The following is a 12,622-nucleotide window of genomic DNA, read 5'->3' on the forward strand; positions in this document are numbered from 1 at the left end:
AACTATCCCCCTTTTTGCGCTCGTTACTAAAATATTTACAAAAAGGGAGTTATATGAGTTCTCTTTCAAAAATTTTTACGCATATCTTTGCGGCAACGGCACTCCGAATTAAAAAAAATATGGGCCGTAATAGGCCGTATTTTTTAATTAGAGGGTTCTGCGCTGCTTAGCGGCTTTTTTCAGTTTTTCGATTTTCATCGCTATAAGTCGATTTTCCCCTTACCGAGGAAGCCAGCATGCATAAGAGGTCGATAAACGCCGCCAGAAAATACGCATCTCTTAAAGCCCTTATAAAAGCAGCGTCCAGCAACGCCTGGCCCGAATAGGGAAGAATCGTCATGTAGTAACTGTTACGAGCCGAAAAAAAGCCGCTTGCAACGGCCACTCCCACTACCATACCCACGTTTCTCATGGTGGCCAGCACACCTGACGCCACTCCCTGGCGGTTCATGGGCGCACTGCCCATAACGGAACTGTTGTTAGGCGTCTGAAAAAGCCCGTTACCTATTCCGAAGAGCATCAGCCTCCAGACCACATCCGGTGTACCGGAGTCAAGTCCAAGACCGCCCATTAAAAAAAGTGCTGCCGCGCATGTAAAAGCACCCATGGTGCTGAGGAGCAAGGAACCCAACCTATCGGACAGCATGCCGCTCAGGGGAGCTACAAAAAGCACCGTCAAAGGAAAAGCAGTCATTATACCGCCTACCTGGCTGGGTGAAAAACCCGCACGGTCAAGGTAAAAGGGCGTCAGGAAAACCATTATGTACTGGGCTGTAAAATTGAGAAGACAGCTCAAATTCCCGGCGGTAAACGTGCGGTTGGAGAAGAGCTTCAGGTCCAGCATCGGATCTTCTGCTCTTTTTTCGTGCATTACGAAAGCCGCTAAAGACACGAGCGATATCACAACCAGCGAACGCGCATATAACGATGACCAGCTCAGTTCCTGGCCTTTGCTGATGTAAAGGAGCAGCGCCGTCAAAAAGGAAAGGCCCAAGACAGCTCCAGGGACGTCAAATTTTGCATGCTTAAGGCTCTGACCGGCGGGAAGAACCTTTTTCGCCCACAGGTATCCCCCGATTCCTATAGGTATGTTTATTAAAAATATTGACCTCCAGCCCAGTGCATTAAGCAGAAATCCCCCTACAGAAGGACCTATTGACATCCCGGTTGCTACTGCGACGGCATTAAACCCCAGAGCCTTTCCCCTCTCCCGCCGGGGAAAGGTGGTGGTAATGATAGCGGGGGCCACGGCCATCATCATTCCCGCTCCGGCTGCCTGAAGAGCCCTCGCCAGTATCAAAAACCCTATAAAGGGCGACAGCCCACAGAGTGCGGATGCCGCCGTAAATACCAGTATTCCCCGGAGAAAAAGTTTCTTGTATCCTATAACATCCCCGAGCCTACCATAGGTGAGGAGAAGTCCGCTCAAAACCAAGAGGTATGCCATGGATACCCAGCTAACGGTCGTCATACCCGCATTAAAAAACGTGGAAAGCGTGGGCATGGCCACATTCACGGCGCTACCGTCAAGGGGGCCCATGATACTGCCTATCAGCACCGCAAATAGAATCTTGTACTTTTCTTCTACGTTAAATCGCATTTTTCACACCTTCCCGAAGGAACTGTATTTATTTTAATTCTCTTTATACTTTTAACAAACAGAACCTACAACTTTAAGCAAGGGGATAATTCACTTCTCTTTTTTGCCCAGTTTAACCGAATACTTCATCCTGCCTTTTTCCCTGTATTTATGAATCCAGGTTGGAATTTCTTCGACGCGTACCACGGATACCAGGTTTTCCTCCAAGTCCTTTTCCAGGGTTACCTTAAGTATGACGCCTTCGTCGGTATGAGGAAAATTTTGCGCCGAAATGAAATTTCCCAGGGAATAGGCTATGTATTTTTTCGAAATCTTTCCCGACGCATCTTCCACTTCAACCCATTCGCCCGGTTGGATTACGTGAGGATGACTTGCTGCTATCAGATCGGCTCCTGCGATTATGAGTTGGTGAGCCAATTTTTTTGTTCTGTTGAAGGCTGCCGGTGGTACTCCTGCCCGAAATGAAGGTACACCACCACTGCATCGGCCCCGCTTCTGGCGGACTTTATGTCCTCAACCATTATTTCCGGATTTATGAGGTTAACCAGGTAAGGTTTATCCTTCGGAAGTGAGATGCCGTTTGTGCCGTAAGTATAGGTAAGGAAGGCGATTCTGACGTCGTTGACTTCTTTGAGAACGGTTCTTTTGGTCTTCCCGGGATTTATTTATGCCGACGGGAGTGAGACCCTTTTCCTCGACCACCTTTAAAGTTCTCGGGACTCCTTCTTCCCCCCTGTCCAGCGAATGGTTGTTGGCGGTCATGATAACGTCAAAACCCGCGTCTTTTAATGCGTCGGCAATTTCATCGGGGCTATTGAACCGGGGATACCCGGTAAATTTACGCGCTGCCCCGCCAGCGTCGTCTCGAGATTAGCCATAGAAAGGTCGGCCGATGATATAACGTGTTTTGCCTCGTTGAAAAACTCCGAATAATCAAAACGCTTGGTTTTCGCATCATAGCCGGACCATATCTGGCCTATATGCATCATGACATCGCCCACCGCTATAAGGGTAATGGTGGGGTTCTCGACGGCACCCTTATGGGCTTCCCCTATACCGTCTGCTTTCGCAGCATCCGAGGAGCCCGCCGGCGCGACCGCATCCCGCCAGGATACGCCGAATTTTAATCTGGCAATCACAATAAGTGCTAAAACCACCACGGCGGCAACCTTAACGAGATTTCTCATCGGTACAATTCCCCGCATATTATTTGGGCCCCGGGAAAGGGCCCTTTGTTTTAAAGCAGGTCTTCTCTTCCCATTTTTTTGAGCTGCTCCACGACTTTTTTAACTTCCTGGGCTTTTTTCTTGGGGCATACCAGAATAGCGTCGCAGGTCTCGACTACTATCATATCCTCCAGTCCGACGGTGGCGATGAGCCTGCCGCTGGAGTATATAATGCTGTTCCTGGTCCCTATGTCGACGTAATCCCCCCGCGTAATATTTCCGTTTTCATCGGGCGGAATTACGGTGCCTAGCGAATCCCAGCTTCCTACATCGCTCCAGCCGAAATCCCCCGGGATAACGGCAACATCCACGGCTCTTTCCATTATGCCGTAATCTATGGAGATGTCGGGCAGGGTGGGATACACCTTCTCGATGACTTCTTTTTCTTTGGGGGTATCTATGTATTCTTCCACTTCAGCCAGTTTGTTATAAAGCCTCGGAAGGAAACGCTCGAAACTTGACAAAATTACCGAAGTCTTCCAGACGAACATACCGCTGTTCCATAGATAGTTTCCGCTCTCTATATAGGCCTTTGCCTTAGGCACGTCGGGTTTTTCTACGAATTCTATTACTTCATAGGCGGTCTTATTTTCCGCCTGTATGCTTTTTTCCCTGTCGAAATTAATATAACCGTAGCCGGTAGAGGGGAAGGTAGGCGTTATGCCCATGGTTATCATTTTTTCAGAGTTCTCTGCAAGGCTAAAAGCAGCATTTAAAACTCTCTGAAATTCATGGGTGTTTTTTATGTAATGATCGGAAGGGAAAACGCCCATCACCGCGTCACCGCTTCTTTTTTTTATTACGAGAGAAGCATAAGCGATACAGGCTGCGGTATTTCTGCTTACGGGTTCCAGCAGGATGTTTTCCTGCGGAATCTCGTCCGAAACCACCTGTTTTAACATTTTTTCCTGAGCTTTATTGGTAACGATCAGAATCCGCTCGGGCGGAATGAGGTCCTTTATTCTCTTTATGGTATCGTTTATCATCGTGTCTTCGCCGGTTATGTTAAGAAACTGTTTGGGAGTAGACGTACGGCTTAAGGGCCAGAAACGGGTTCCACCGCCTCCCGCCATTATAACCCCGTATCTTTCCATAACGTACCCCCCCTATAAACGTCGTAAATATAATAAATATATTCTACCCAGAAATTACCGGCATATCGCCCCTTATTATTAATATATCATAGAAAAAGCAGGAAAAAAAAGACCTCCGTGAGGTCTTTGTGCTACTTTTTCTGATTAAACAAATTTTTAATATTTTCCTCATAGGGCGGGTATATGATACCCTTTTCGGTTATAAAGGCCGTAATATTCTCGGCCGGCGTGACGTCAAAAGCCGGATTGTAGACCTTAATACCTTCAGGAGCAGTCCTCTTACCGAAACTGCACGTTACTTCATCGGGATCCCTCTCCTCGATCGGTATGTGCTCACCGCTCTTCGTATCGAGGTCGATAGTCGGAGTCGGAGCCGCCACGTAAAAGGGTATTCCGTAGTATTTTGCCAGTATCGAAAGGCCGAGGGTACCTATCTTGTTGGCGGTATCACCGTTGGCCGCAACCCTGTCGCACCCCACGATGACCGCATCAACCCAGCCCTTAGACATAACCATCGCCGCCATGTTATCGCATATAAGCGTCACGTCTATGCCCGCTTCCTTCAGCTCGAGGGCTGTTAGGCGGGAGCCCTGATTTACCGGCCTGGTCTCATCAGCAAATACCCTGATTTTCCAACCTTTTTCATGAGCCAGATATATCGGGGCAGTAGCCGTTCCGTAACGGGCTGTGGCGAGCTGTCCCGCATTGCAGTGGGTAAGAACGCCGGCACCGTCCCGAAGCAGGGTCAAACCGTATTCTCCGATTTTACGGCAGATCTCCTCGTCCTCCCTGTGGATCGCCTCGGCTTCCTCTCTTACAAGTCTTCTTATTTCAGAAACCGGAAGGTGTCTTGAATCCAGAACCTTTTTCTCCATCCGGGAAAGCGCCCAGAACAGGTTAACCGCTGTTGGCCTTGAGGATGCCAGGTAATCCGATTTCTCCTTGACGTATTTCCAGAAGGATTCAAAATCGGTATCCGGAGCCTCTCTGGCGGCAAAATAAAACCCGTAGGCCGCCGCGACTCCAATAGCGGGAGCGCCCCTGACTTCCAGGGTCTTTATGCTATCCCAGATCTCTTCCACGGTGGTCTTTTTGCTATATTTTATTTTGCCGGGCAAAAGCCTCTGATCGAGCATAAGCAAGTTTTCTCCATCCCATATCAATGACAAAAGTCCCGTCTTTGACATAATAAAAACCCCCCGGCACCTATTTTAGCATGCCGGGGAGCCGGTAACAAGGGCAATACGTTATATGATTTTAATTAAGCCGCCTTTAACTTCATGCGCTGGGCTATCTTATCCACAATAATTGCGATGGCGTTGTCGCCGGATACGTTGCACGCTGTTCCAAAGCTGTCCTGGGTCAGATAGAGCGCGATCATGAGTGCCAGCTGCGCTTCGTTAAAGCCCAGCATGCTCTGGAGAATACCCAGGGCCGCCATTACCGCACCGCCGGGTACGCCCGGAGCGGCTACCATGGTGACACCGAGCATTAATATGAATCCTGCCATCTTGGCCAGCGTGACCGGCATACCGTTCAGCATCATTACCGCAATTGCGCAGGTAGTCAGCGTTATGGTGCTGCCGGAAAGATGAATGGTGGCGCATAGAGGTACGACGAATTCCCTTATACCCTCCGATACTCCATTGTTTCTCGCGCACTCCAGATTTACCGGAATGGTCGCTGCCGAGGACTGGGTTCCTATGGCTGTCAGGTAACCGGGAATCTGGTTTTTGAGTGCCTTTATCAAGCTCTTCCCGCTGTAGAGGCAGGCCACCGTGAACTGGAATAGTATTATGATCAGGTGTGATGCTATAACTATTACGAACACCTTGCCGAACACCGACAGAATTCTTGCAACTTCTCCCGCATGGGTCATATTGGCGAATATACCTGCTATATGAACAGGTAAAAGCGGAATTATAACCTTAGTAATGACCATCTGGACGATCTTTTGGAATTCGGACATAAAATTATACATGGTCTTTTCTTTTAATGCTGCCATTCCTATACCCAGAATAAAGGCTATGACCAGGGCTGACATAACTCCAAAGAGGGGCGGCATGTCTATGGTGAAGAAGGGCTTTAAAAGGGCTTCTTCCGGATTGGTAGCCGCAAACTGGCTGTTTACCTGAATGATTCTGGGCAGCAGGGTTGTGGAAACCCCAAAGGCGAAAAACCCGCTTATCAGAGTTGAAAGATAAGCTATGGCTGTCGTTATACCCAGCAGTTTACCGGCACCGGTGCCGAGTTCTGCGATACCGGGCGCTACGAATCCGACTATTATCAGGGGTATTACGAATCCCAGGAAATTTCCGAATATGGAGTTAAAAGTTGCTAGTATTCTAACAACCGGGGCTGGCATAAATGAACCGATGAGTATACCTAGAATAATTGCGATAATAAGCCTTGGCAGCAACCCCAAAGTAAAACTTTTCATAGCTGTACCTCCTTTAAAGATTTAAATTTTTTCACTCAAATTTTTGCCCGTCGGTGTTACGGCGAGCCCGCCCATAGCGGTTTCCTTTAACCTGTCGGACATCATGCGCCCGACTTCCTTCATGGCTGTTATCACTTCATCGGCGGGAATAACGCTTTCAATGCCCGCCATAGCCATATCTGCAGCCAGAATGGCTTGAGCAGCCCCCATGGCGTTGCGCTTTATGCAGGGCACCTCCACCAGGCCTGCCACGGGATCGCATACAAGTCCCATCACTGCCTTCAACGCCATGGCAACCGCATGAGCAGCCTGTCTTGGGCTTCCCCCCGCCAGCTCAACGACGGCGGCAGCGGCCATGGCGGAAGCGGCACCGCACTCCGCCTGGCAGCCTCCTTCGGCACCGGCGATGGTGGCATTTAGGGCTATTATCCTTCCCACTGCGGCGGCGGTGAAAAGGCTGTCCACAATTTCGTCATCGCTTTTTCCCAGCTTTTCTCCTACCGTCAAAACAGATCCGGGCAGTATACCGCAGGAACCAGCCGTAGGAGCGGCCACGATCTTCCCCATGGAAGCGTTCACGTTGGATACCGCCATGGCCCTTGCGGCAGCCTTCGCCACGGTACTGCCCGCGAGAGCCGAACCTGCGGCATTCCACATTTTCCTGCCTTCTCCGCCCGTGATGCCGCTTATTGAGCGGATTTCAGCGGCCACCCCCCGATTTGCGGCTTCCTTCATAACATCAAAATAAGACCTCATCTTCTTAAAGAGTTCCTCTTCGGTACTGCCAGTATATTTTGCCTCCAGTTCTCTGACTACGGTGGATATCTTACAGCCTCTTTTTTCCGCCGATTTTACCAGTTCCTCTATAGATCTTATCATACTTTTCCACCTTTACGCTGGTAATATTATCAATATCCGGTATATGTCTTCAATGCTTTCAAGAACCTCTTTTATTCCTTCGGGTAACGGCTCGTCGGTTTCTATGATCATCAGTGCTTGTTCACCCTTTGTCTTTCTCGAAACCCTCATCTGGGCGATATTGAACCCCTTTTCCGCCAGGTGTGTCGTAACTCGGGCTACTATGCCGGGCCTGTCCCTGTGAACGGTAATAATGGTTGGATATTCTCCCGAAAAATCCACTTCAAACCCGTCGATAGCCGTAATCTTGACCCGGCCGCCGCCGATGGAACAGCCGGCCACCTCGGTTTTTCGGGTATTGCCTTCCAGCACGAACAGGGCCGTATTGGGATGCAGGCTATCATCGTCTTCGCCGGCTACCAGTTCGTAAACCAATCCCCTTTTTCCTGCCTCCTCGAAGGAGGTTCTTATCCGCTCGTCATCGGGAGCAAACCCTAAAAGGCCCGCGATCAGGGCTTTGTCTGTGCCGTGACCGCGGCCCGTTTTTGCGAAGGAATTATAAACTACTATCCGGGCCCTTCTCGGTTCTTCTCCCAGAATATTCCTTGCCATATTCCCCAGTCTCACGGCTCCGGCCGTGTGGGAGCTGGAAGGGCCTATCATCACAGGTCCTATGATGTCAAACAGATTCAAACTTTATCACCCCTTAAATCCCCCCGATATCCCTCCTTTGCGGCAATATTTTATAGGATATTTATGCTATAATTGTGCTTTTCAAGCACATCTTTTATCCTCTGAACGTGCTCTTCGTCCGCCGTCTCCAGTTCCAGCTCCACCTTTGCATAACCTATGGGCACGTCTTTGTCAGATCTGCTGTGGGTAACTGAAAGCACGTTAGCACCAGTTCCGGCTACAAGGTTTAAAAGTGTACATAAGGTTCCGGGCTTATCAGGCAGGAAAGTGTCGACAAATATTTTCCGCCCACTCTTCACGAGTCCCTTATCAATGACCCTTGCCAGGATATTTACGTCGATGTTGCCACCGCTTACCACAGCCACTATCCTCTTATCCTTTATATTGTTCAGGCGGTTCAGTATAGCCGCTACTGCTACCGCTCCTGCCCCTTCGGAAACCACCTTGGCCCTTTCCAGCAGGAGAAGTATGGCGTTGGCGATTTCGTCTTCATCCACCGTAACTATGTCGTCGACGTACTCTTTTACGATTTCGAAGGTCAGGTCTCCCGGCGTTTTAACCGCTATACCGTCGGCGATGGTAGGCACTCCCTCTACCGTAGTTATGGCCTTTTTTGAAATCGATACGGCCATGGACGGCATATTGCTGGTCTGGACCCCTATCACCTTGACATCTGGTTTCAAGCTTTTTGCCGCGATGGCAACACCCGATATTAAGCCCCCACCTCCGATGGGCACTACAATTACATCGGTCTCGGGCAGGTCTTCAATTATCTCAAGCCCGATGGTACCCTGGCCGGCTATTACAAGCGGGTCGTTAAACGGGTGGATGAAAGTCGCTCCGGTTTCCTCCTGGATCTTTTTGGCCATGGCGTAGGCCTCGTCGTACACACTGCCGTGCAGCACCACTCCAGCGCCATACTTTCTCGTGGCGGAAACTTTGGACAAGGGGGCGTGTTTGGGCATAACTATCGTGGATTTTATGCCGTATGACGTAGCCCCTAAGGCAACCCCCTGGGCGTGGTTGCCAGCCGATGAGGCGATAACACCTCTTTTCTTTTCCTCCTCGGTCAGGTGGGCTATCTTGTTGTAAGCACCCCTCAGTTTAAAGGAACCGGTCTTCTGAAGGTTTTCCATCTTCAGGTATACATGGTTGCCGGTCATCTCACTCAAAGTGGTGTTGTGTACCAAACCTGTCTTGTATGCCACGTTTTTCAGAACTTCCCTGGCTTCCCTTATATCTTCCAGAGTTACTTTCAATTTTATTTACCTCCTCATATTAAACGCACAGGCTCGGTTACCTGTGCGCTATTACCTCAACCTCTATGAGTACCCCTTTCGGCAGTCTGCTCACCTCGACGCAGGACCGGGCTGGTGGGTTTTCGCTAAAGTATTCGGCGTAAATTTCGTTTACTTTAGCAAAATCGTCCATATTGGTGATGAATACCGTGGTCTTGACCACATTGCTGAAATCCATGTTGGCCGCCTTGAGTATGTTTTTCACGTTTTCCATTACCTGCCGGGTCTGGGCTTCGATGCCGCCCTCAACTATTTCTCCGGTGGCAGGGTTTATGGCAATCTGACCGGAGGCAAATAAGAAATCTCCGACCATGACGGCCTGTGAATAGGGTCCTATGGCTTTCGGAGCCATGTCGGTTTTGATCACTTTTTTCATTTTATCTTCTCCTTCCTTCATAAATTTATTAATATATGATTAGAGATCGCTGTTCTTCCTGCTAAGGTAGCGGTAAATGGTGTTTTCCGATGTCTTTAGGTGCCTTGCCACCTCGGCGATTGCACCTTTAAGCAAAAATACTCCCTTTTCGCTCAACTTATGGACAACCCCCATCTTTTCTTCGGGGGACATACGCTCCGGGGGTACGTTGACTTCTGCCACCGTATTTTCAATTATCGAGCGCATTAACTCTTCCAGGGAAAGAGTCAGGTTTTCCGGTACCTCTTTCCTGTCTTCTTTATATGTGCTTTGATCCTGGGGCTCCCCGTTTATATTCATTATGAAATCTTCTATAAAGCGCTTTGCCGCATAGGCGGCGCTCAGGTCCATGTTGACGCACAACATTCCGGCTATATCGCCATCTTCGTCTTTTATGAAAAAGGTGGAGGAGCGCAGGACCTTTCCATCCTTCGTCTTTCCCGGGTAATTTAAGAGGTAGTCTTTCTCCACATAAGCCTTTTCCTTTAAGAGTTTCAACCCCAGGTCAGTAAGGGGCCCGCCGACTTGCCGGCCGCTTATATGGTTGTTTTTAATGGCTACTATGGATGACTCCACATTGCTTACATCGTGCAGCACCACTTCGCAGAAGGGGCCGACAATGCCGGCGATGAAATCCACCAGGGGGATGTAGGTTTTTAAAAGATCTCTTTTCTTCTTTTCCATATTATAAACATCCTTCCCGATATAATATTCTACATCATATAAAAAAATCCTCCTTATGATAAAAAAATTTTTATTATGGTGTAATATTTATTTTTGCAAAAAAATTTTTTGGTTAAAATGTAAATATTTTCACCTACATTTTCGTACGACCTGTCAATTTATGCAGGCCCCTCAAAGGTGTAATATATTATTGATAAAAAGGTAGGGAGGGGAGATAATGGCCAGCGTAGTCTTTAAAAATGTAAATAAGGTTTACCCCGGTGGATTCAAGGCGGTAACCGATTTCAATCTGGAAATAGCCGATAAGGAGTTCGTGGTGCTGGTAGGTCCTTCGGGGTGCGGTAAATCAACAACCCTCAGGATGGTGGCGGGCCTTGAGGAAATTTCTTCCGGAGAACTTTACATAGGAGACCGTCTGGTGAACGACGTGCCTCCGAAGGACCGGGATATCGCCATGGTTTTCCAGAACTATGCCCTCTATCCCCACATGAGCGTGTACGATAATATGGCGTTCGGGCTGAAGCTCAGAAAGGTGCCGAAGGCCGAAATCGACAGGAAGGTAAGGGAGGCCGCGATGATCCTCGGAATTGAGGAACTGCTCAATAGGAAACCCAAAGCTCTGTCGGGGGGTCAGAGGCAGCGCGTAGCCTTAGGAAGAGCCATTGTGCGTGAACCCAAGGTATTTCTCATGGACGAACCGCTGTCCAACCTCGACGCCAAGCTCAGGGTTCAGATGAGGACTGAACTACAAAAACTGCACCAGAGGCTGCAGACCACTTTTATATACGTCACCCACGACCAGACGGAGGCCATGACCATGGGGGACAGGATAGTGGTCATGAAAGACGGGCTCATCCAGCAGGTGGATACACCCAAGAGGATTTACGACCATCCGGCCAATATCTTTGTTGCCGGTTTCATCGGAAGCCCCCAGATGAACTTTTTGGAAGGACATCTTTCCGGCGAAGGGGATAAGGTCTATATAAACTTTGGCAATACGAAACTTTTGATACCCGAAGGTGTGAAAAAGAAAATAGACCCCTCTTACATCGGCAAAGAGGTCGTGATGGGCATCAGACCCGAAGACATCCACGACGAACCGGCTTTCCTCGATTACTTTCCGGAATACTGCTTTGAGGTGAACGTTGACGTGGTCGAGCTCATGGGCTCAGAAACTTACCTTTACCTGAACTTCCAAGACAAGTCCCTGACGGCCAGAGTCGATCCTAGGAGCAACGCCCGGCCCGGCGATAGGATAAAAATAGGGTTCGATATGAATAAACTTCACCTTTTCGACAGGGTGACGACAAAAAGGATAATGGAGTGATGAAAAAGCCCCTGGCATTTCTTATGCTCAGGGGCTGCTTACTTTTTTCCAATGTTATGATATGATTATCACTGGTGGTATATATGCAAAAGGCAATTGCGGAAATCCTTTTGGAACTAAAAAAGCGGCTGAAAACACCCTTTGCAATCCTGGATAAGAAGGGGCGTTGCGTGCTGCAGGAAAAACTCGTGGAAAAACCGGCAAGATGCACAGTAAAACTGTGCGGCTCGGAATACGTGCTGGTAGCCGAACTTGCACGGGAGCAGCTTGTCGATTTTTCTCTGCTGCTGGAAGAGCTCGTAAACCGCAGGTTTTCGGAAAAGCTGATGGCTTTTCTTGATGGAAAAGGGGATATCATCGAAGACCTGCCCTGTCCCTGCGGCCTTATACTTATAAAATCGTCGGGTTCCTTTGAACCGGAGCCCTTTATCGAAAGCCTTTTTGACGAAGCGCTGCTTGCTAAAACCGGCGAAGCTTTTATCTTCATCATACCGGCAGCGGATCTGGACGAGCTCAAGGAAACCTCCCGGGCCCTGTACCAGACTCTGGCCGAAGAGGTTTCTTCAAAGACTCTGATATGCATAGGAGGCATTGCCCGGGTGCCCCAAGAGCTTCCGGCGCTCTACCGGGACGCTGTTAAAGCCCTTAAATTCGCTCCCTTCATCAAAACCGGTGTGCTCTATTACCCGGAGATGGCCCTGGAAAGGCTGCTGGCGTCGCTGCCCGACGAAAGCCGCCGGGAGTTCATGATGGAAATGAGAAGAAAAATCCAATTTCTCGACGAAGAGGCCATTAAAACCATAAGGACCGTGATCGACTGCAACCTAAACCTGGCAATGGCCGCCCGAAAGCTCTACATCCACCGAAATACGCTGATGTACAGGCTGGATAAAATCTCCTCCCAGACCGGCCTCGACATAAGAAAATTCAAGGATGCCGTAAAAATGGAGATTTTCCTCGCGCTGAACGAGTTTCAGCAATAAATCC

General features: G+C 49.1%; 11 protein-coding genes and 1 pseudogene. 2 read left to right on the forward strand and 10 right to left on the reverse strand.

The genetic code is table 11. The features are described 5' to 3' along the window. Positions 1-166: 166 nt before the first annotated feature. The 10 genes and pseudogenes from TOCE_RS09050 to TOCE_RS09095 form a co-directional block, all read right to left on the reverse strand. The gene (locus TOCE_RS09050; protein WP_013276550.1) at positions 167-1,600 is read right to left on the reverse strand and encodes an MFS transporter; all 1,434 of its coding nucleotides are present in this window, start codon (positions 1,598-1,600) and stop codon (positions 167-169) included. Between the two features lie 90 nt (positions 1,601-1,690). Next, positions 1,691-2,805, reverse strand: a pseudogene (locus tag TOCE_RS12950) (CapA family protein). Positions 2,806-2,837: 32 nt separating this feature from the next. Further along, positions 2,838-3,920, reverse strand: coding sequence for a mannose-1-phosphate guanylyltransferase (locus TOCE_RS09060; protein WP_013276551.1), 1,083 nt, complete (start codon positions 3,918-3,920; stop codon positions 2,838-2,840). A gap of 131 nt (positions 3,921-4,051) precedes the next feature. Next, positions 4,052-5,107, reverse strand: coding sequence for an S-methyl-5-thioribose-1-phosphate isomerase (mtnA, locus tag TOCE_RS09065; RefSeq protein WP_013276552.1), 1,056 nt, complete (start codon positions 5,105-5,107; stop codon positions 4,052-4,054). 74 nt (positions 5,108-5,181) lie between these two features. Further along, positions 5,182-6,360: a dicarboxylate/amino acid:cation symporter gene (locus TOCE_RS09070; protein ID WP_013276553.1), complete on the reverse strand. Its 1,179-nt coding sequence runs from the start codon at positions 6,358-6,360 to the stop codon at positions 5,182-5,184. 21 nt (positions 6,361-6,381) lie between these two features. Continuing rightward, entirely contained in the window at positions 6,382-7,239 is an 858-nt protein-coding gene (gene sdaAA, locus TOCE_RS09075) for an L-serine ammonia-lyase, iron-sulfur-dependent, subunit alpha (protein WP_013276554.1), read from the reverse strand. A 12-nt stretch (positions 7,240-7,251) separates the two neighbouring features. Further along, positions 7,252-7,911: an L-serine ammonia-lyase, iron-sulfur-dependent subunit beta gene (sdaAB, locus tag TOCE_RS09080; protein ID WP_013276555.1), complete on the reverse strand. Its 660-nt coding sequence runs from the start codon at positions 7,909-7,911 to the stop codon at positions 7,252-7,254. Between the two features lie 50 nt (positions 7,912-7,961). Then, entirely contained in the window at positions 7,962-9,170 is a 1,209-nt protein-coding gene (gene ilvA, locus TOCE_RS09085) for a threonine ammonia-lyase (protein WP_013276556.1), read from the reverse strand. Between the two features lie 37 nt (positions 9,171-9,207). Next, positions 9,208-9,585 (reverse strand): RidA family protein, encoded by a 378-nt coding sequence (locus tag TOCE_RS09090; protein ID WP_013276557.1) that lies wholly within the window; start codon positions 9,583-9,585, stop codon positions 9,208-9,210. Between the two features lie 39 nt (positions 9,586-9,624). Beyond that, a complete protein-coding gene (locus tag TOCE_RS09095) occupies positions 9,625-10,308 on the reverse strand; it encodes a helix-turn-helix transcriptional regulator (RefSeq protein WP_013276558.1) in 684 nt (227 codons plus the stop codon). Positions 10,309-10,525: 217 nt separating this feature from the next. Here TOCE_RS09095 and TOCE_RS09100 point away from each other — a divergent pair, with 217 nt between their 5' ends. Both TOCE_RS09100 and TOCE_RS09105 read left to right on the forward strand, forming a co-directional pair. Continuing rightward, positions 10,526-11,635: an ABC transporter ATP-binding protein gene (locus TOCE_RS09100; RefSeq protein ID WP_013276559.1), complete on the forward strand. Its 1,110-nt coding sequence runs from the start codon at positions 10,526-10,528 to the stop codon at positions 11,633-11,635. An 83-nt stretch (positions 11,636-11,718) separates the two neighbouring features. Continuing rightward, complete coding sequence (locus TOCE_RS09105) at positions 11,719-12,618, forward strand: PucR family transcriptional regulator (protein ID WP_013276560.1); 900 nt, start codon at positions 11,719-11,721, stop codon at positions 12,616-12,618. The last annotated feature ends 4 nt before the right edge of the window (positions 12,619-12,622 follow it).

Source organism: Thermosediminibacter oceani DSM 16646 (assembly GCF_000144645.1).
Taxonomy (GTDB): Bacteria; Bacillota; Thermosediminibacteria; order Thermosediminibacterales; family Thermosediminibacteraceae; genus Thermosediminibacter; species Thermosediminibacter oceani.

What these genes read in the sequence shown, in the direction of transcription:
- TOCE_RS09050 (WP_013276550.1), bottom strand. Translation starts at nt 1,600, where the DNA reads ATGCGATTTAACGTAGAAGAAAAGTACAAGATTCTATTTGCGGTGCTG.
- TOCE_RS09060 (WP_013276551.1), bottom strand. Translation starts at nt 3,920, where the DNA reads ATGGAAAGATACGGGGTTATAATGGCGGGAGGCGGTGGAACCCGTTTC.
- mtnA (WP_013276552.1), bottom strand. Translation starts at nt 5,107, where the DNA reads ATGTCAAAGACGGGACTTTTGTCATTGATATGGGATGGAGAAAACTTG.
- TOCE_RS09070 (WP_013276553.1), bottom strand. Translation starts at nt 6,360, where the DNA reads ATGAAAAGTTTTACTTTGGGGTTGCTGCCAAGGCTTATTATCGCAATT.
- sdaAA (WP_013276554.1), bottom strand. Translation starts at nt 7,239, where the DNA reads ATGATAAGATCTATAGAGGAACTGGTAAAATCGGCGGAAAAAAGAGGC.
- TOCE_RS09090 (WP_013276557.1), bottom strand. Translation starts at nt 9,585, where the DNA reads ATGAAAAAAGTGATCAAAACCGACATGGCTCCGAAAGCCATAGGACCC.
- TOCE_RS09095 (WP_013276558.1), bottom strand. Translation starts at nt 10,308, where the DNA reads ATGGAAAAGAAGAAAAGAGATCTTTTAAAAACCTACATCCCCCTGGTG.
- TOCE_RS09100 (WP_013276559.1), top strand. Translation starts at nt 10,526, where the DNA reads ATGGCCAGCGTAGTCTTTAAAAATGTAAATAAGGTTTACCCCGGTGGA.
- TOCE_RS09105 (WP_013276560.1), top strand. Translation starts at nt 11,719, where the DNA reads ATGCAAAAGGCAATTGCGGAAATCCTTTTGGAACTAAAAAAGCGGCTG.